This is a genomic window from Nocardioides sp. Root682 (genome assembly GCF_001427795.1).
GTDB lineage: Bacteria > Actinomycetota > Actinomycetes > Propionibacteriales > Nocardioidaceae > Nocardioides.
Window position 1 is genome coordinate 143641 of record NZ_LMHJ01000004.1, and the last position, 18162, is coordinate 161802.

The following is an 18162-nucleotide window of genomic DNA, read 5'->3' on the forward strand; positions in this document are numbered from 1 at the left end:
GCGTCAGGACGCCATCCATGCGGCGGCCTCGCGGTCCTTGGCGTCGAGCCAGGCTTCGACCGCGGAGCGGCGGTAGCGGACGTGCCGGCCGATGTGGAGTGCGACGGGTCCGGTGCGCTGCGTCCGCCACCGCTTCAAGGTCGCCTCGGGGACGCCACCGAGCATGTGGGAGACGTCCTCTGGAGTGAGGAGCGGGTCAGTCGCGGTGACGTGAACGCCGCCGGTCTCGGATGGCTTGTTCTCGGTCATGTCCTTATCCCTTTCGTCGGGCAGCGCCCTGCCGCTTCTAGTTCTCCTAGGTGCGCTGAGGGGTCGGGAGCGATCAACAAGCGAGTTATCGTGGGGGAGCAGTCCAGTGCGAGTCGGGGTCAAAGGCGCGTGGTTGCAGCACGGTGCGGCGCAGCAGCGGCCCGATGGCGGCGACTCGAGGGCGTTCCGGAGTCGTCCGGCGACGACGTGGAACCGGGGTCGGCGAGGTGACACGTTTGCGACACGTTTCGCCGCGCTTATCCGATCCGGACGAGACCGGCGATCATCCGGATGCGCCCGTTCTAGGGCCTGAATGCACCCTTCCGGGCCTCGACGACTCTTCATGACCGGCACCTCCAGCGGTGACTAGGTCGTCAGTTCGATTCTGACAGGCGGCTCTGACGACAGTGGCTCTGACCAGCAGGAATGCTGATCAGAGCCGCTGTACGTTTTGGTCCGATTCAAACGCGTGACACGTTTCCGGCAGCTGCCCCTCGGTGGACCGCCGGACCACGGGCGGTCAGCTCGTGCGCCTGGTTGCTTCATCGACCAAGGATGCTGAAGCTCGCAGGGCCGCCTTGCGGTCACTCTCCTTGAGGAGATCCTTGCCGTAGTGGGCGGCCGGCTTGAGGGCGATCAGCGTGCGTAAATGCTTGGCCGCATCGGCGTCGTGACGGGCGAGCAGGTCGACCGCGGCGGAGTGGTCTGATCCTGAGTATCGTTCGCCGGCCGCAGCGGCGCAGATCGCATCGCTGGCTGCGATGCCGGCCAAGACGCACAGCCCGACGCACACATTGATCGCTGCACCGTCTTCGACCTCAGCAACCTCGGCGACCTCGCGGTACTTCTGCGCTACGAGACGTCGTGCCCGCCCCCAAGGCAGGTCGGCTGGCTTGGTGGCAAGCTTCTTCGGGCTCACCGGTTGCTCTCCTTCTTCCCGACCCGGACCGCTGAGGCGATGGTCTCGGAGGGAGCGGGACCGAGAAGCACAACACCGTCGTTGCGGATGGAATCGAGGACCGGCTCCTCGGCACGGGCCGCGTGTGCGAGCTCGCTGAGAGACATGGAGAGAAGCTCAACCCGGTTGCCGGACCACGACAAGACGTTGTCTGCCCATGTCGTGAGTTGACTGGTCCACCACTCGGCGTGGCGGTCGACCCCGTCGGAGGTCACCACGAGGACATCGATGTCGGAGTCCGGTCCTCCGTCGCTTCGTGCGAACGATCCGAACACGCACACGTGTACGGGGGGAGGTTCCCAACTGGTGAGTCCGTCCCGCATCCGGGTCAGCAGCTCAGCGCGAGCTGAGGCGGCGGACAGGACGGCTTCGGTGAGGACATGGTGCCGATTGAGGCGGTACATGTAGCCGCGGTTCGCGGGCTCGGCGATCACAAGTCCGTGGAAAGTGAGCCGGTCCAGCGCCAAGGACAGTCCCGCTCGAGACCCCCGCCTGGCAAGGCGTTTGATCGCGGTGACGCTCAGGGCCCCTTCGGTGCCGGCGAGCACCCCCAGCACTGCGCCGTCCAAGGAAGGGATGAGCGACTGGGTCGGATCGGAGAGGTCCACACGCCCATTGTGCCAGTATTCTGGCGCAATGTCAGTATAGTGGCACAACGACAGAATCCTGGCGCGGAACACGTCAGCTTGGTTGACGATCCGCGCCGATCGTCGTTTTGCCTCGAGAGGTCGCTGGGCCACCTAGGGTGACCGGGTGATGAAGCGTTCTCGGGTCCTCGCCGTCCTCCTCGCCGCTGTGCTCCTGGTGCCCGGCACCGGGCCGAGTGCACCGGCTCCAGCTTCCGCATCGGCTGCAGCCAGCGTCGACTACCGCTGCGTGATGGACGCGTTCGGCCACACCGCGAGCGGGCGGATCAAGTTCCGCCGGGTGGTGAACTCGAGGGTGACGGCGTCCAAGGCGACGGCCGGCACGTTCGCCTGGCGGCCGATGGCCTGGGGGCTCGTCTCGTCCAACCGCTGGCCTGGTTACGAGTACTCCGAGCAGATCGTCGCGTCGACCGACGGCCGGATCCGCCTGGTCTCCACGGAGTTCCGCACCAGCAGCAGCAACCTGCGCGTCCGGGTGCTGAAGGTCGTCGGCAGCGGCTACCCGAGCCGGCTCGTCGCCTTCGACGAGTTCTCCCTCTTCTGGGTCGCGGCGGACCACTCGCTGAACCGGGCGACGTGGAACGGCCGGCGCCTCACCAACCCGACGAAGCTCCCGGTGACCATCACGGGCGCGCGGGCGATGACCGCCAAGGGCAGCGACCGCGGCATGCACGTCTACTACACCGACACCCGCGGCCGCTTCCACGTCGTCACCGACAAGGGTGCCGCGACGACCGACATCGTGTTGCGCCAGTCGTCCGGTTTCGCGACCACCACCGGGCTGCGCGCCGGTTACTGCCACACGCCGAACTACGCGGGCATCCGCTCCTACCTCGGCATCCTCGCCGTGAACCGCGAGACCGGCGGGGGCCGCTTCCTGCGCGCCCTGCGTCCCGACTCTGCCGACGGGGGTTCGCTGACGAGCTCGACGAGGGTGTCTCCGGCGGGCTGGACCTGGCGCCGCCTCGGCTGAGTGTCGTTCAGCCGATGGTGTGGAGGATCTCGAGCTGCCGGGCCCAGGCCGGCGAGGCGGGGTCGATGACGACGAAGTGGTCACCGGACACCTCGACCAGCTCGGCGGTCGCGCCCGACGCTCGCGCCCGGCCGACGTAGTCGGTCGACTGGCTGAAGGGCACGTTGGCGTCGGCCTCCCCGTGCACGCACCAGATCGGGACGTCCAGCGGCAGCTGCTGGGCCGGGTCGAACCGTTCGTCGTCGGACGTCGGCTGGTGGCCGAGCAGGTTGCGGACCGCTCCGTTGCCCAGACCGTCGGCGTCCGCTGCGCGGAGGTCGAGTACGCCGGCCTGGCTGATCACGTGCGTCACCGGCACCCGGTCGGCCCAGTCGTACCGCCCGCGAGCAGCCGCCCAGGCGGCGAGGTGGCCGCCGGCGCTGTGGCCGAGGGTCACGACCGTGCTGGTGTCGAGATCGAGGTCGGCCAGCCGGTCGATGCCGGCCGCCAGGTCGTCGAAGGTGGCCGGCGTGCCGCCACCACCGCCCGGGCTGTCTCCGGCCCGTCGGTACTCGAGGTTCCAGGCCGCCCAGCCCTCGAGCGCGAGAGCCTCGGCCAAGGGGACGCCGAGCGCCTCGGCCGAGTACGCGGGGCGCCAGAACCCGCCGTGGATGACCACGACGACTCCCCGCGGCGCGGCGTCCGGCAGGAACAGGTCGCCGTACTGGCTGGGATCCTCGCCGTACGTGTGGCGGAGGCGGGTCCGGCGAGGCACGCTGCCGATTGTGGCACCTCAGGCCGTGGTCGCCACCAGGTCGTCGTCACGGAACTCGCCGCTCGGGCGCTCACCCTCGATGGCGTTCTCCCGCTGGCGCAGGTCGACGCGGCGGATCTTCCCCGAGATCGTCTTCGGCAGCTCGTAGAACTCCAGCCGTCGCACGCGCAGGTACGGCGGGAGGTGCTCGCGCGCGTAGGTGAGGATCGACCGTGCGGTCTCGGCGTCGGGCGCGAAGCCGGGAGCCAGTGCGACGTACGCCTTGGGCACGGCCAGGCGCACCGGGTCGGGCGCCGGCACCACGGCCGCCTCGGCCACGGCGGGGTGCTCGATGAGCACCGACTCCAGCTCGAACGGCGAGACCTTGTAGTCCGAGGCCTTGAAGACGTCGTCGGTGCGGCCGACGTAGGTGATGTAGCCCTGCTCGTCCCGGGTGGCCACGTCGCCGGTGTGGTACCAGCCGCCTGCCATGGCGTCGGCGTTGCGCTCAGGGTCGCCCTGGTAGCCGGTCATCAGGGTGAGCGGCGCCTGGCCGAGGTCGAGGCAGATCTCGCCCTCGCCGACACCCTCGACCGCCTCTCCGGTGACCGGGTCGACCAACGTGACGGGTACGCCGGGGAGCGGTCGTCCCATCGAACCGGACGTCACCGGCTGTCCCGGGCTGTTGGCGATCGCCGCCGTCATCTCGGTCTGCCCGAAGCCGTCGCGGATGGTCAGTCCCCACCGCTTCTCGACCTGGCTGATCACCTCGGGGTTGAGCGGCTCACCGGCCGCGATCGCCTCACGCAGACGGCCCGGGCCCTCGCTCAGGTCCGCGTTGATCAACATCCGCCACACCGTGGGCGGTGCGCAGAAGGTGGTCACCCCCTCGGCCCTGATCTGCTCCATCAGCGCGACCGGGTCGAAGCGGCTGTAGTTGTAGACGAACACGGTCGCCTCGGCCAGCCACGGTGCGAAGAAGTTCGACCAGGCGTGCTTGGCCCAGCCCGGGCTGGAGATGTTGAGGTGCACGTCGCCCGCCTGGAGCCCGAGCCAGTACATGGTCGAGAGGTGGCCCACGGGATACGAGACATGGGTGTGCTCGACGAGCTTCGGCCGGCTGGTCGTGCCCGAGGTGAAGTAGAGGAGCAGCCGGTCGTCGGAGGCATTCATCGGATGGACGACCGTCTGACGGGCGCGGTCAGCAGCCACGTCGTACGCCGCGGCGTAGTCCACCCAGGCGCCCGAGGTCGCCCCCACCACCACGCGCACGTAGTCGCCGGGCACGTCGTCGAACTTCCACGCGTCCGCCGCGTTGCAGATCACCGCCCGCGCCCCACCCCTGGTCATGCGGTCGACCAGCTCGGCGCTGCCGACGGCGGTCGTCGTCGGCATCAGCACGGCGCCGAGCTTGATGAGCGCGAGCATGCTCTCCCACAGCTCGACCTGGTTGCCGAGCATCACCACGACGCTGTCCCCGCGCCCGATGCCCTGGGCCACGAGGTGTGCGGCCACCTGGTCGGAGCGGGTGGCGAGCTCGTCGAACGAGAAGGAGGCGCGGGTGCCGTCCTCCTCGACGATGACGAGGCCGGGGCCCTGGTTGCCGCGGGCGAACGCGTCGAACCAGTCGTGGCCGAAGTTGAACGAAGCACCGACGTCGGGCCAGGAGAAGTCGGCCACGGCCTGCTCGTAGGACGTGCGCAACGTGCGCAGCTGGTCGCGGGCCTCGCGGAGGGCAGTGGTGGAGGTCGTCACCCGGCGAGTGTCGCCAGCCGGAGCCGCTGCGGGAACCTTCGAAAGTGGGTCGAGCGCTACCCACTTTCGAGGGGTACGGCCTGCCGTACCCTAGGGGATGTGACCGCCGTTACATTCCCCTCCTCGCCGCTGTCCGCGGAGACTCCGGTCAGCGCCGCGACCTTCCGTCGTGCGCTCTCCGAGTTCCGTTCGGTGGCGTCCGCGGAGATGGTCTTCGGCGGTCCCGTTCGAGGTACGGCGCCGCAACGCCGGGCGGGCGTCCTGGAGATCACGGCGATGCAGGGCAACCTGACCCGTTCGCTGTCCGGGCTCAAGATCATCGCGGGCGACGGACTCGGCGGAAAGGCCGTCTCGCTGGGTCGTCCGGTCTCGGTCGAGAACTACGTCGCCGCGCGCGGCATCACCCACCGCTACGACCGCCCGGTGCAGGCCGAGCGGCTGGAGACGGTCACTGCGGTCCCCATCGTGGTCGCTCGGGTCCCGAGGATGGTCGTCTACCTCGCGCACCGGACCCAGGTCTCGCTCGGCGACGTCTGGTACGACCGCCTGGCTCCGCTGGCGCGCGGCCTGGAGCGAGAGATCGTCATCGCCGACGAGGTGCGTCGCCGGCTCGCGGTGCTGCAGACCGACGAAGCTGCGCCGCACCCGGCCGAGCCCCGGCTCAACGATGCCGACCTCCGGTCGATCACCGGGGAGCTCGCCGAGCTGGCCGAGCTGGTCCGCGACGACGCGGTGCGCCTGCGGATCGAAGCCCTGCGGGACAAGATCGGGTCCGGTCGCGTGAGCCAACCGTCGAACGGTCGTGCCGCGACCCCCTGCGTGCTGGCGGCACGGGAGATCGACGTCCTGGCCCAGGTCGCCCTCGGAGCGTCCAACCGAGACGTCGGCGAGGCGCTCGGCCTGGTCGAGAACACCGTCAAGTCCTACCTCAAGACCGCGATGCGCAAGCTGCACGCGACCAACCGCGTGCACGCCGTTCGCCTCGCGCGTGAAGCCGGCCTGATCGACTGAGCGACCGAGCACGCATCAGGACGCGTCGGTCTCCGCCTCGTCGCCGGTGGCCGAGCCCTTGACGGAACCCTTCATCGGTCCCTGGGGATCCGTGACCGTGCAGACGATGGCGCGGGCGCCTTCACGCCAGGTCTCCGCGGTCGGGTAGTAGTAGCTCACGTCGAGGCGGGCGGTGGAGAACGCGGCACCGACGTACTCCTGGAAGGGCTTGCCCGTGCAGACCTCGGCGATCCGGTCGATCGCCCGGACACCCGGGAACCGGGGGTCGGTGAGGTCGACGCGGTGGGTGACTTCGGCGTCGTGCCGCTCGGTGCAGGCAACCAGCCGGTCGGGGTCGTCCTCGCCGCGTGCGGCCGGGATCTGGAGACAGTCGCCCGGTTCGAGGAGGTCGACGTCGGTGACGACCTGCGGGTCCGCGTTGGCGGGCGCCTTGGCATAGCTGGGGACGTCGGTCGAGAACAGGCCCAGGAAGAGGCCGAAGTAGACCACGATCACCAGCGAGCCGGCCGTCAGCGCGTTGATCACGAGGGCAGCGACGGCGAGGCCCTGGTCGTGGTCATGGCCGGTGTCCTTGCTCCGGCGCAGGGCGCTGAGCGCCATGAACGTCGACACGATGTTCCCGAGGAAGCAGCAGCTCAACAGGGACAGGCCGAGCGCCCAGCCGGCCGTCGTGGAGCTCGGCGTTGACGTGGCGGGGCGGTAGTCGTGCCCGCTGGCCGGCGGATAGTGCGGGTAGATGCTCATGCCCCCGCTCCGATCGATGCGGACAACGGCGCGCCGTCATCGTTCGCGAGGAGGCAGTAGACGGTGTCGGAGGTGGTCGGTCTGTCGGGATCGCCGAGTGTCACGAGATCGACCACGAAGCGGCCCGACTTCGCCGGTTGCGTGTACCGGTCACCCATCAATGCCGTGCACAGGTCGGCAGCAGACAGGCGCTCGTAGTCGTCGACCTGGGCCAGCTTGAGCTGACCGCGGAACGCGACCTCGGACTCGTGCGGTGCCGTGCAGGGCCGGACGTCGAAGTCCACCAGGGCGCCCGCGCCGTTGTCGGCGTACAACGCGTCGACGCAGTCGCCGACGGACAGGTCGACCTTGGTGGAGGTGAGGTCCCGGAACCGTTCGCCTCCTGCGATTCCCGCCACCATCAGCGACGTGCTGAGCAGACCGCCGATCACTGCGATGACGGCACACCACCGTCCGCGGCGTACGCCGCCCTTCGTCCCGACGATCCCGCGGACGCCGAGCCAGACGGCGACGGGTGCCAGCAGGCACGTCCCCAGGATGACCAGCGACGTGACGGCGTTCCGGTCGTACGGCACCGGTGCGCCGCCGTACGACGGTGACGGTGGCGTGGGGCGCGGCGGGAAGGTGCCCGAGACTTCCAATGGCATGGGGGCCATCCGACCACACCGCAGAGCGCTCCGCAGGAAGTCAGGCGGAAAGGGGACTAGCGCGCCAGGCCGAGCTCGCGCTCACCCAGCGAGACGAAGTAGGTGGCGACGTCCTCGTCGCTGACCAGGTCGAGCCGCGGCGGGTCCCACTGCGGGTTCCGGTCCTTGTCGACCACCTGCGCCCGCACGCCCTCGACGAAGTCGTGGTGGCTGTGCAGGCCCAGGGCGAGGCGGTACTCCATGTCCAGTGCGAGGGGCAGCGACGTCATCTGCGCCGCTTCGCGGAGCGCACGCAGCGTGAGGCGCACCGACGTCGGCGACTTGGCCTCGATGGTGGCGGCGGCGTGGGTTGCTTCCTCGGTGCCGAGGGACCGTAGCCGGTCGAGGATGACGAGGACGTCGTCGCCGGCGTAGGCATCGTCGAGCCAGGATCGCGCGGCCGCCAGCGGGGAGTCCGGGGCGGGTTGCTCGGCCGCAGCGAGTGCGACGTGTGCCTCGCGCAGCGCCAGATCCGCCAGCAGGGCAGGGATCCGGTCGCTCGGGACGTAGTGGTCGGCGAAGCCGATCGCGATCGCGTCACCGGCTCCGACCGAGCCGGCCGTCAGGCCGAGATGCGTGCCGGTCTCGCCGGGAGCGCGCGAGAGGAGGAAGGTGCCCCCCACGTCGGGCAGGAAGCCGATGCCGGTCTCGGGCATGCCGATCGCGGAACGTTCGGTGACCACGCGGTCGCCCGCATGCGCCGACAGACCGATCCCGCCACCGAGGACGATGCCGTCCATGATCGCGACGTACGGCTTCGGATAGGCCTCGATCATCGCGTTGAGGCGGTACTCGTCGGCCCAGAAGGCTGCGGCCGCCGTACCGCCGACCTTGGCGTCCTGCCACAGGGCGACGATGTCGCCGCCGGCACAGAGGCCGCGCTCACCAGCGCCGGTGAGTACGACGGTCCGGACCGTGTCGTCGGTCGCCCACTCCTCGAGCGCGGCGGTGATGATGCCGACCATCTCGTGGGTCAGGGCGTTGATCGCGCGGGGCCGGTTGAGCACGACGTGGGCCGCGTGGCCGTCACGGTGCAGCAGAACCGGGGACTCGTGGTCAGGTCCGCCAGGGTGCGCCATGCCCGTCATTGTGTCGGGTGGGTCGGGTCAGAGGGTGAACCAGGTGACTTCCAGGCCGGAGGAGCACTGGTGGCAGCTCGCCACGGTGCCGCCCTGGTGCCGGATGTGGGCCAGCAGGTGTTGCAGGTCTGCCTTGGTCGTTGTCGAGGTGTGCCAGGTCATGACGTCCCTCCTCTCTGGAAGCGGGTGCTCGTCGTCGAGCACCCCTCCATCGTGCGCGCGGTGGGCGCGCGGGGACGACCCCCCTTCGGGGCAAGGTCCTAGTCACTTCGGGCGGGGGTGGCCCTGTCCGGTCTGACGGGTTCCTCACCGTCAGTCGGTGGTCGTCGGGCGCAGCTGGAGCGACCGGACGACGCCTGCAGCGAGAGCGAGACCGGTGAGGCACAGGAGTGGGACCAGGGTGCCGACCGGGGAGCGCAACCCCTCGAGGAGCACCGGGAGCCCGAAGCCCAGGTAGGTGCAGACGTAGTAGATGCCGATGGTGATCCCGCGGTGGTCGGGGGGAGTGAGGCTCTCGACGTCGACCAGGCCGGCGCGCAGGCACAGTCCGTACGCCGACCCGAGGACCACGGAGACGACGACGAACAACGGCACGCTCTCCGAGGAGTCGACGACCGCGGCGATGGCGAAGCCGGCTGCCGCCAGCAGGGCGCCCACGACTCCCGCGCGCGGCCCCCACTCAGCGCGCCGGGCGGCGATCTGGACGGCGACGCCGCTGCCGAGCGCCAGGGCGGAGGCGACCCCCGGCAGCCACGGACCGCTGTGCCCGCCGCCCACCCGACCGGCCAGGACGACGACCGGCACGGTGACGGCCGAGAACACCCACAACGCCATCGGCACGGATCGGGACAGGGCGTGCGTGACGCTCCGCCCGTCGGACGGTACGACGACCGCAGGCCCACCGTGCGCTGAGGGAAGGGGAGACAGAGGTGGTGGTGGCGAGGAGTCGGCCGCGACCCGGAGGCCGGCGAACACCGTGGCCAGCGACAGCACGACGGTCACCACGAACGGCACGACGAGCGCTGCCGACGAGGCGACGAACTGGGCGATCAGGCCCGATGCGAGGGGCCCGCACGCGAAGCCCGCGGTGAGCACGGTGCCCGCGATCGTCGTACCTCGCCGGCCCGCGAGGTCAGCAGCCCACGCCGTCCCTGCGCTCATGGCCAGGCCGACACCGACCCCGACGACCAGACGGCCGGTGTAGATCCCCGACGCCGGGTGCCACGCGAGCATCAGCAGGTTGCCGGCGGCCGCCACGGTGCTGCCGACGAGGACGACCGGGCGACGACCGAACCTGTCGGACAGGGCGCCACCTCCGAGCAGGCCCGGCAGCAGGCCCAGCGCGTAGACGCCGAACGCGCCCGCGAGCACGGTGGCCGACAACCCCTCCCGGTCGCGGAGCACCGGGATCATCGCCGCGAAGTGGTTGGTGGCCCAGCCCGCGACGAAGAGCAGCGCCACGACGACGGTGAGGCTGCTCCGGGCGGTTCGGGACACGTCCGGAGACTACGACGACGCGCGCGGGTCGACCTCGCGGATCCCTGCGCTGTGCCGCTGCGCCAGCTCGGAGTAGTACGGCGCGTTCGTCGCGATCCAGAACGCTGCGCCCGTGCCCTCGATCGGCTTCTTCACCTGCGCCGGCGCGCCCGCGGCAAGGACGCCGGCAGGAATCTCGGTGCCGGGAGTGACGAGCGAGCCGGCCGCGACCAGCGAGCCGTCGCCGATCGACGCACCGTCCAGCACGGTGCTGTCGTTGCCGAGCAGGGCCTGGGTGCCCAGCCGGTCGCCGTGGAAGACGCAGGCGTGCGCGACCGTGGAGTTCGCGCCGAGCTCGACGACCACGCCGGGTGCTCCGTGCACGACCGAGTTGTCCTGCACGTTGGCGCCCTCGCGGACGATGATCGTGCAGATGTCGGCGCGCAGGACGGCGCCGTACCAGACGCTGGCGCCCTTCTCGATGGTCACGTCGCCGATCAGGGTGGCGGTGGGGGCGACGAACGCCTCGGGGTGGACCTGCGGGGCCTTGCCCTCGAACTCGTATGCGAACACGGGCCGAACGCTAGCGGGAACCGGTCAGCCACTCGTTGGTCGAGACCCGCAGCCGCGCGCGGAGGTCGAGGTCGCCGGCCAGCGGCGCGGGGTCGGCGGGGTGCGACTTGTGGAAGTAGCCGGAGACGATGGCCGGGTCGGTGGCCAGTCGGACGAGGTGCTCAGCGGACTCGGTGGGCCGCATCAGGGTCCGGCGCTCGAGGGGACGGGCGAGGTTGCGCAGCCGCCGCAGCACCGGCCGCGTCTCGAGGCCGCGATCGGCGATGTTGGTCGACACCGCCCCCGGGTGCATCGCGACGGCCCGCAGCCCGCGGGCGCCGTGCTCGTCCGCCAGCGCGGCCGCGTCGTGCACCAGCGCCAGCTTCGAGCTCCCGTACGCCACCCACGAGTCGTAGTCCCAGTCCTCGCCGACGAGGGCTGCGGCGACGCCGCGTTCGTGGAGCTTCGACACGACATGGACGACTCCGGCGGTTCCTCGCGCATCGGCCGCAGCGAGCAGTGCGGGGAGCAGGGCCCGGGTCAGGTCGACGGTGCCGAGGTAGTTCGTGCGCCAGTGGATCTCGTGGCCGTCGAGGACCTGCGGCTCGGACCAGCGCGACCCGAGGTCGAGGTGGATGCCTGCGCAGTTGACCAGCAGGTCGAGCTCGGCGCCCTGGTCGGCGTACCACTGGGCAAAGGTGGCCACCGAGGTGCGATCGGCGAGGTCGAGCTCGTGCCAGCGGTGCTCTGCCACCGGTCGTGCCCGGGTCGTGACGGTGACGTCGAAGCCGTCATCAGCCAGCCGGGCGGCGACTGCCTCGCCGATCGAGCCGGGGCCAGCGCCGGTCACCACTGCTCGTCGCGTCACTCCCGGATCATAGGAGAGCCGGCGACAGTCAGAGCGTGAACCAGGTGATCTCGAGGCCGGCACTGCACCGGTGGCAGCTCGCCACCGTGCCGCCCTGGTGCCGGATCTGGGCGAGCAGTGCGTGCAGCTCGGTCTTCGTCGTGGTCGAGGTGTGCCAGGTCATGACAGGCCTCCTTCCTGCGGAGGGGTGCTCCGTGATGAGCACTCTTCGATGGTGCGCTTTTCGAGGACGCCGTGCACCCGTAATCCCACTCATTCGGATACGTACTTCGACCACCTAGGTACGAGGGCGCAGCGTCCGGGTCAGCTGGTGGGCCGCGCGCAGCAGCAGCTCGCCGAGCTCGCCCCGTCGGTCCGGTCCGAAGCGCTGCTCGATCCCGGTCAGGCTCAGCGCCCAGCGCGGCTGCTCCTCGGCGTCGAAGACAGCGGCGCCCATGCCCCAGCTGCCCTCCACGATCAGGCCCGGGTTGATTGCGTAGCCCTGCGTGCGGGTCGTGCCCACGCGCTCCCGTACGGCGTCGCGGCCGTGCTGTTCGCCGTACGACGGCGTGAGGTCGGCCCGCGCGAGGTACTCCTCGACCTCGCCGTCACTGAGGTACGCGAGGATCGCGAGGCCCGCCGTACCCACGCCGAGAGGGAACCGGATGCCCTCGTACAGGACGTGCGAGCGGATGGGGAAGCTGCCGTCCTCGCGCAACAGGCACACGGTCTCGTTGCCGCGCCGGGCCGAGAAGAAGGCACTCTCGCCGGTGGCCAGGGCCAGCTGTCGTACGACGGGCTGCGCGAGCGCCGTGACGTCGTACCTCGACGCGGCGGTGGTGCCGAGCAGGTACAGCTCGGGACCCAGCAGCCACCGCCCGGCGGGATCGCGGTCGACCAGGCCCTCGCCGAGCAGGGAGGCGAGCAGGCGGTGCGCGGTGGGGCGGGCCAGGCCCGTGCGACGGGCGACCTCGGAGGTGGTGGCGCCGCCCGGCTCGTGCACCGAGACGGCCCGGAGCACGGCTCCGGTGCGACCGACGACGTCCGACGGGGTGTCCATTCAGTGAACGGTACTGGACCACCGGTCTCACTCAGCGGGTGATTCGCGTCAGGTCACCGGTCAACCGTTGACGCCGACCCGCATCCGCCGTTTGGATCGGGGCATGGACAAGGTGGTGGCAACCGCGGCCGAAGCGATCGCGGACATCCCCGACGGCGCGACACTGGCCGTCGGCGGATTCGGACTCTGCGGGATTCCCTCGGTGCTGATCGCGGCCCTCCTCGAGGCGGGCACGACCGACCTCGAGGTGGTCTCCAACAACTGTGGCGTCGACGACTGGGGACTGGGCCTGCTGCTGGGCCAGCGCCGGATCCGGCGGATGGTGTCGTCGTACGTCGGCGAGAACAAGGAGTTCGCGCGGCAGTACCTCTCCGGCGAGCTCGAGGTCGAGCTGACGCCGCAGGGCACGCTGGCCGAGCGGATGCGCGCCGGTGGCTCCGGGATCCCGGCGTTCTTCACCCCGACCGGGTCGGGCACCCAGGTCGCCGAGGGCGGCCTGCCCTGGCGGTACGACGCCGACGGCAACGTCGTGAAGTCGTCGCCGGTCAAGCAGACGCAGGTCTTCGAGACCCGTGACGGTGAGTTCGAGTTCGTGCTGGAGGAGGCGATCGTCGCCGACTTCGGACTGGTCCGGGCCTGGAAGGGCGACCGCCACGGCAACCTCGTGTTCCGCGACTCCGCGCGCAACTTCAACCCGTTGGCGGCGATGTGTGGCGTCGTCACCGTCGCCGAGGTCGAGGAGCTCGTCGAGCCCGGCGAGCTGGACCCCAACCACGTCCACACGCCCGGTGTCTTCGTGCACCGGGTGGTCCCGCTGACGGCGGAACAGGCGGCCGAGAAGCGGATCGAGAAGAGGACGGTGCGTTCGCGATGAGCTGGACACGTGAGGAGATGGCTGCCCGAGCGGCCTCCGAGCTGAGCGACGGGTCCTACGTCAACCTGGGCATCGGCCTGCCTACCCTGGTCCCCAACTACGTCGCCGACGACGTCGAGCTGGTCCTGCAGAGCGAGAACGGCATCCTCGGCGTCGGGGCCTACCCGTTCGAGGGCGAGGAGGACGCCGACCTGATCAACGCGGGCAAGGAGACCGTCACCCTGCGCCGCGGTGCGTCGTTCTTCGACTCCGCCGCGAGCTTCGGCATGATCCGCGGCGGCAAGATCGACGCCGCGATCCTCGGCGCCATGCAGGTCTCGGTCACGGGCGACATCGCCAACTGGATGATCCCCGGCAAGATGGTCAAGGGCATGGGTGGCGCGATGGACCTGGTCCACGGTGCCAAGCGGGTGATCGTGCTGATGGAGCACGTTGCCCGCGACGGCTCCTACAAGATCGTCAACGAGTGCTCGCTGCCGTTCACCGGACGCGGTGTCGTCGAGCGGATCATCACGGACCTCTGCGTCCTCGACATCACGCCGGATGGTCTCAAGCTCGTCGAGCTCGCCCCCGGCGTCGCCGAGGACGAGGTCCGCGAGAAGACGGAGCCTTTCGTCAGCGTGTGACGCTGATCAGGCGGCTGCGTAGTCGCCGGCGAGGTGCACGGCCAGGGTTCTGAGCGCGTGGAACTCACCTCGGGTGATCGACGTGGTGCCACTGGTGGTGACGAGGCGGTGCAGGCCGTGGGGTGTACGCCAGATCCAGCGGTCGGGTCCGAGCTGGTGAACCGTGTAGCCGGCGTGGGTCTTGGCCCGGTGGTGATGTCGCCGCAGTGGGGTGTCGTTGTGATCCCCGGTCTGCCCGGGTGGGCCGTGCTTGCCATACGGCGTCGTGTGGTCGTGGTCGGGTGCTCGGCCTGTCTTGGTGAAGAGGCCGGTGGCGTGGGGGAACACGTCGCCCAGGGTGCGGAGCTCGGTGCGGGTCTTGACGTCGGTGGGGTGTTCGTAGCCCGGTGTGCAGGTCGATGACCGGGGTCACGGTCACTTCCGCGTGGCGGCGGAGCAGGTCGCGGACCTGGGACAGGAGTCTCGGGCCGAGGCCTTCGACGCGGGCCACGGGGCCGAGGGCGCCGGTGTCGGGGTCCTGGGCGACGTGCACGACCACGGTCGCGGAAGGTCCCGCGGTCGGGCTGGTTGCGGGCTCCGCAGTTGCCTCGGGTGCGGGTGCCTCGGCGGGCTGGTCGGACTCGTCGGTGGGTTCGTCGACGGGCTGGTCGGTTTCGCCGCGCAGGAACGCCAGGACGGCGGCGGGGTCAGCGAGCATCGCGAACGCCTCGGCCCGCCAGTGGTCCATCGAGGGCGGCTCCTCACCCTCAGCGGGCGGGCCAGCGTGGGCGGCCAGGGCCTGGGCGAGTTCTTCGATGAACTCGCGGTGGGCTTCGAGGTCGGCCTCATCGATCCGCGCGAACACACTGCCCACACCCGCGGTCTCGCCCTCGACGGACTCGCCGGTCTTGGGACGCGAGCACCACACGCCCTTGCGAGCGCGGTTCGCCTTGATCCGTTCTTGGTGGGCGACGGGGTCGGCTTCGATGATCTTGGCTTCGGCGATCTCCAAGATCCGTGCGGGTGACTCATCAAGTGCCTCAGCAACCGCGACATCAACCAGGGCGACCTGGGTCAGGGTGAGCTTGCGCGACATGGCCGCGACCTTGGTACCGACCCAGGTCTCGCAGCGCAGTTCCTGCAGCCCGGCCCACACCAAGGGGAGTCGGTGGCGCAGGTCGAACGCGTCGGCGGTGCGGCGCCGGGTGGTGAACACCGACTCCCGACGAGCGACCGCGATCTCCACCAACGCCAGGTCCGACATCTGAGGGGTGCCCTCCCCACCCAGGGTGATCAGGCGCGGGCCGCCGTACCGGACCGGGACCGCATTCGGTTCGTCCTGTGGGTCACCCGAGAACGCATCACCCCACGCCAGCAGGACTTCCAGCTTCTCGACCTCGGCTTCACGGCTCTTGAGCAGCGCGTCGTCAGCCGCCTGGAGCAACTGCTCCGGCGACATCTTCGCGAGACCCGAGATCATACATAGATGATAACGAACAGATGTTCGAACGACAAGGGCCGCGGCGAGAGGTTTCCGGAAAAACTGCGCTGCTGATTGGTCCGACGACGCCGCCGTCGATCCGCTCGGATCTGCCGGCGGTCTCAACGGGTCATCGCAACACTTCTCTGACTGAAGGAGGTTGCGATGGCGCGTCAGCACTATCAACGGTTATCACCGGCGGACATCGACGAGATCTGGCGTCGGCTCCGTGCTGGGCATTCGGCAAAGCCCACCGCGCGGGCGCTGGGGCTGCCGACCAGCACGCTCCGCACGTATCTGGTCCGCTGTGGAGGGATCAAACCTGAACCGCGGCAACGTGCAGCTGGTCGACTCAGTCTTGAGGAGCGCGAAGAGATCAGTCGCGGCCTGGCCGCTGGCCAGTCGCTACGCGCAATCGCTGCCGGGTTGGGGCGGTCGCCGTCGACGGTCACTCGCGAGGTTGCCAGCAATGGTGGTCGATCTCGGTACCGGGCCACGGTCGCGGACCAGGCTGCGTGGGCACGGTCGATGCGACCGAAGGTATGCAAGCTGGCCACCAATCCAGTGCTGGCTGGCATCGTGTCCGAGAAGCTCCAGTGTCGGTGGTCGCCCCAGCAGATCGCCGGCTGGTTGAAGCTGACCTACCCCGACGACCCAGGGATGCACGTGTCGCACGAGAGCATCTACCGCACCCTGTTCGTGCAGTCACGCGGAGCGCTACGCAAGGAACTGACCGCCTATCTGCGCACGGGCAGGGTGATCCGACGCTCGCACGGGATGCGGGTGCCCGACGGCCGCGGTTCCCGCCCAGGGATCGTGAACATCAGCGAACGCCCTGCCGAGGTCGCCGACCGCGCGGTGCCCGGGCATTGGGAAGGCGACCTGGTCTTCGGTCGGCAGATGAGCCCGGTCGCAACGCTGGTCGAGCGATCGACCCGGTTCCTGATCCTCGTCGGGTTGCCCGGTGGGAACCACAAAGCAGATGCCGTCGCGGACGCGCTCGCCGCGGCGGTGCAGCACCTGCCCGCCCACTTGGCGAAGTCCCTGACGTGGGACCAGGGCCACGAGATGGCTGCGCATCGGCGCTTCAGCAGCGAGACCGGGATCGACGTCTACTTCTGTGATCCGAAGTCGCCCTGGCAGCGCGGGAGCAACGAGAACACCAACGGGCTGCTGCGTCAGTACCTGCCTCGACGACTCGACTTCAGAACGCTGACCCAAGACGATCTCGACGCCATCGCGCTCGAGCTCAACGAACGTCCTCGACAGACCCTGGGATTCAAGACACCATCACAAGCACTCGCCGAAGTGTTGCGATGACCGCTTGAGCCCACACCGATGACAGGGCGGTGCCATCCCGTAGTTTCAGGTCATGGCGGAGGTTGTGATCGACGGTGATGCTGTCCACTCCGAGGTGGATGTCCACCGTGCTCTGGAGCGGCAACTGGAGTTCGGTGAGTTCTACGGCAGCAACCTGTCTGCGCTCCGCGACAGGCTTTTGGCTGATGTACCCCGTCCGGTGCGCATCGTCTGGGTCAGTGCCGGTCGTAGCCGAGAACGCCTGGGTGAGCCCCTCTTCTTCAGCATCGTCGAGGTATTCGAGGAGGTCGCACAACAGGACCTCAACTTCGGTTGGACTGATCGCTTCGAGTTCGAACTGCGTAGGGGCACTCGCTCATGCCGCTCATAGTGCGCGAACGTGCCAATGAGCGCCGGACCGCTGTCAGCGTTTCGTCTTGGTGACCTTCGGAGTTCGCCATCGGCTTGAGACGTCGGTGAACACCCAGTTCGCAGCTATCAGTAGCCAAGTGGCGGTCAAGTACCCTCTGCCTGGAATATCTGCCCACTGGAACGCGTCCAGGGCGGCAAGGACGGCAAATGCGATCGCAGAGATGCTCAACGCGAGAGCGATGGGACGCCTGTACTTGACCAGACGCAAGTGCTCGACCATGTGCAGCATCTTCCCAGACGCTCGCGCATACCGTGCCCTGTTGACTCGGAGACGGCGATCATGCTGCGATTCGATCGCGCGGCCCTGCCGATGAGTGGTCGGATCTGAGCCAGCGGTGGAAGACTGCTCCGGTGTTCCACGAGCGTTTCGACGAGGCCGCTGCACGAGTGCTGAAGGACGACTCAATGGATGCCGCTCGTTCGTTGGAAGGCGTCCTGCTCGACGACTACCCGGGCGACGAGCGCGTCGAAGTCCTGCTGGAAGCGCTCGCGCTCTACAACCCCAGCGAGGGTCCGCCCTACGTGAACGCCGAAGGCCTACGCGGCGCGGTCAGGGCGGCATGGAGTCGGCTGGGAGCGCCAGCGTCTGAGTGACCGCTCATGCCGCTAGTCGGGCATAGCGTCGGAGCTCGCTCATGCCGCGGACCGGGTGTCCCGATGACCCTGTAGCGCGAACCGAACCTCACCGCGTCGCGAGCAGCC

22 protein-coding genes are annotated in these 18162 nt (G+C 69.4%); 7 read left to right on the forward strand and 15 right to left on the reverse strand.

Annotated features, from left to right (window positions below; translation table 11 throughout):
* Window positions 1–3: 3 nt before the first annotated feature.
* From ASD84_RS21465 to ASD84_RS21475, 3 genes are all read right to left on the reverse strand, one after another.
* On the reverse strand, window positions 4–249 hold the full coding sequence (locus ASD84_RS21465; protein ID WP_056715385.1) for a helix-turn-helix transcriptional regulator: 246 nt from the start codon (window positions 247–249) through the stop codon (window positions 4–6).
* Between the two features lie 520 nt (window positions 250–769).
* A complete protein-coding gene (locus ASD84_RS21470; RefSeq protein ID WP_056715386.1) occupies window positions 770–1168 on the reverse strand; it encodes a hypothetical protein in 399 nt (132 codons plus the stop codon).
* Window positions 1165–1947 (reverse strand): nucleotidyltransferase domain-containing protein, encoded by a 783-nt coding sequence (locus ASD84_RS21475; protein ID WP_156392154.1) that lies wholly within the window; start codon window positions 1945–1947, stop codon window positions 1165–1167. Before ASD84_RS21475 ends, ASD84_RS21470 begins: the two co-directional genes overlap by 4 nt.
* A 13-nt stretch (window positions 1948–1960) precedes the next feature.
* Here ASD84_RS21475 and ASD84_RS21480 point away from each other — a divergent pair, with 13 nt between their 5' ends.
* On the forward strand, window positions 1961–2827 hold the full coding sequence (locus ASD84_RS21480) for a hypothetical protein (RefSeq protein WP_156392156.1): 867 nt from the start codon (window positions 1961–1963) through the stop codon (window positions 2825–2827).
* Window positions 2828–2834: 7 nt separating this feature from the next.
* Here ASD84_RS21480 and ASD84_RS21485 read toward each other — a convergent pair whose 3' ends face one another.
* The gene (locus tag ASD84_RS21485) at window positions 2835–3581 is read right to left on the reverse strand and encodes an alpha/beta hydrolase (RefSeq protein ID WP_200954654.1); all 747 of its coding nucleotides are present in this window, start codon (window positions 3579–3581) and stop codon (window positions 2835–2837) included.
* 18 nt (window positions 3582–3599) lie between these two features.
* Window positions 3600–5315 carry an AMP-binding protein gene (locus ASD84_RS21490; protein WP_056715398.1) on the reverse strand — a complete coding sequence of 572 codons (1716 nt, stop codon included), beginning with the start codon at window positions 5313–5315 and terminating at the stop codon, window positions 3600–3602.
* 99 nt (window positions 5316–5414) lie between these two features.
* On the opposite strand from ASD84_RS21490, the gene ASD84_RS21495 reads away from it, so the two are divergent.
* Entirely contained in the window at window positions 5415–6326 is a 912-nt protein-coding gene (locus ASD84_RS21495; RefSeq protein WP_056715401.1) for a helix-turn-helix transcriptional regulator, read from the forward strand.
* A gap of 15 nt (window positions 6327–6341) precedes the next feature.
* Here ASD84_RS21495 and ASD84_RS21500 read toward each other — a convergent pair whose 3' ends face one another.
* The 9 genes from ASD84_RS21500 to ASD84_RS21530 all read right to left on the reverse strand — a co-directional run bounded on the left by ASD84_RS21500 (window position 6342) and on the right by ASD84_RS21530 (window position 12770).
* Window positions 6342–7070, reverse strand: a complete 729-nt coding sequence (locus ASD84_RS21500) for a septum formation family protein (protein ID WP_056715404.1) — start codon at window positions 7068–7070, stop codon at window positions 6342–6344.
* On the reverse strand, window positions 7067–7717 hold the full coding sequence (locus ASD84_RS21505; RefSeq protein WP_156392158.1) for a hypothetical protein: 651 nt from the start codon (window positions 7715–7717) through the stop codon (window positions 7067–7069). The genes ASD84_RS21500 and ASD84_RS21505 overlap by 4 nt, the downstream gene beginning before the upstream one ends.
* Window positions 7718–7773: 56 nt before the next feature.
* Complete coding sequence (locus tag ASD84_RS21510) at window positions 7774–8835, reverse strand: enoyl-CoA hydratase/isomerase family protein (RefSeq protein WP_156392159.1); 1062 nt, start codon at window positions 8833–8835, stop codon at window positions 7774–7776.
* Between the two features lie 27 nt (window positions 8836–8862).
* Window positions 8863–8997 carry a hypothetical protein gene (locus ASD84_RS26050; protein ID WP_268788484.1) on the reverse strand — a complete coding sequence of 45 codons (135 nt, stop codon included), beginning with the start codon at window positions 8995–8997 and terminating at the stop codon, window positions 8863–8865.
* 150 nt (window positions 8998–9147) lie between these two features.
* A complete protein-coding gene (locus ASD84_RS21515) occupies window positions 9148–10332 on the reverse strand; it encodes an MFS transporter (protein WP_056715411.1) in 1185 nt (394 codons plus the stop codon).
* A 9-nt stretch (window positions 10333–10341) separates the two neighbouring features.
* Window positions 10342–10884, reverse strand: coding sequence for a gamma carbonic anhydrase family protein (locus tag ASD84_RS21520; protein WP_056715414.1), 543 nt, complete (start codon window positions 10882–10884; stop codon window positions 10342–10344).
* 10 nt (window positions 10885–10894) lie between these two features.
* Complete coding sequence (locus tag ASD84_RS21525; RefSeq protein ID WP_162251580.1) at window positions 10895–11731, reverse strand: SDR family NAD(P)-dependent oxidoreductase; 837 nt, start codon at window positions 11729–11731, stop codon at window positions 10895–10897.
* A gap of 28 nt (window positions 11732–11759) precedes the next feature.
* The gene (locus ASD84_RS26055; protein WP_268788485.1) at window positions 11760–11894 is read right to left on the reverse strand and encodes a hypothetical protein; all 135 of its coding nucleotides are present in this window, start codon (window positions 11892–11894) and stop codon (window positions 11760–11762) included.
* 114 nt (window positions 11895–12008) lie between these two features.
* The gene (locus tag ASD84_RS21530) at window positions 12009–12770 is read right to left on the reverse strand and encodes an IclR family transcriptional regulator (protein ID WP_056715420.1); all 762 of its coding nucleotides are present in this window, start codon (window positions 12768–12770) and stop codon (window positions 12009–12011) included.
* A gap of 103 nt (window positions 12771–12873) precedes the next feature.
* On the opposite strand from ASD84_RS21530, the gene ASD84_RS21535 reads away from it, so the two are divergent.
* Together ASD84_RS21535 and ASD84_RS21540 are read left to right on the forward strand one after the other, a co-directional pair.
* Window positions 12874–13644 carry a CoA transferase subunit A gene (locus tag ASD84_RS21535; protein WP_056715422.1) on the forward strand — a complete coding sequence of 257 codons (771 nt, stop codon included), beginning with the start codon at window positions 12874–12876 and terminating at the stop codon, window positions 13642–13644.
* Window positions 13641–14270 carry a CoA transferase subunit B gene (locus ASD84_RS21540; protein ID WP_056715425.1) on the forward strand — a complete coding sequence of 210 codons (630 nt, stop codon included), beginning with the start codon at window positions 13641–13643 and terminating at the stop codon, window positions 14268–14270. The genes ASD84_RS21535 and ASD84_RS21540 overlap by 4 nt, the downstream gene beginning before the upstream one ends.
* 64 nt (window positions 14271–14334) lie before the next feature.
* Here the strand turns inward: ASD84_RS21540 and ASD84_RS21545 are convergent, their stop codons facing one another.
* Window positions 14335–15729 (reverse strand): hypothetical protein, encoded by a 1395-nt coding sequence (locus tag ASD84_RS21545; protein WP_056715429.1) that lies wholly within the window; start codon window positions 15727–15729, stop codon window positions 14335–14337.
* A 165-nt stretch (window positions 15730–15894) separates the two neighbouring features.
* Here ASD84_RS21545 and ASD84_RS21550 point away from each other — a divergent pair, with 165 nt between their 5' ends.
* From ASD84_RS21550 to ASD84_RS21565, 3 genes are all read left to right on the forward strand, one after another.
* The gene (locus tag ASD84_RS21550; protein WP_056715432.1) at window positions 15895–17049 is read left to right on the forward strand and encodes an IS30 family transposase; all 1155 of its coding nucleotides are present in this window, start codon (window positions 15895–15897) and stop codon (window positions 17047–17049) included.
* Between the two features lie 52 nt (window positions 17050–17101).
* The gene (locus ASD84_RS21555) at window positions 17102–17419 is read left to right on the forward strand and encodes a barstar family protein (protein WP_056715435.1); all 318 of its coding nucleotides are present in this window, start codon (window positions 17102–17104) and stop codon (window positions 17417–17419) included.
* A gap of 392 nt (window positions 17420–17811) precedes the next feature.
* Window positions 17812–18054, forward strand: coding sequence for a hypothetical protein (locus tag ASD84_RS21565; protein WP_056715441.1), 243 nt, complete (start codon window positions 17812–17814; stop codon window positions 18052–18054).
* Window positions 18055–18162: the final 108 nt, after the last annotated feature.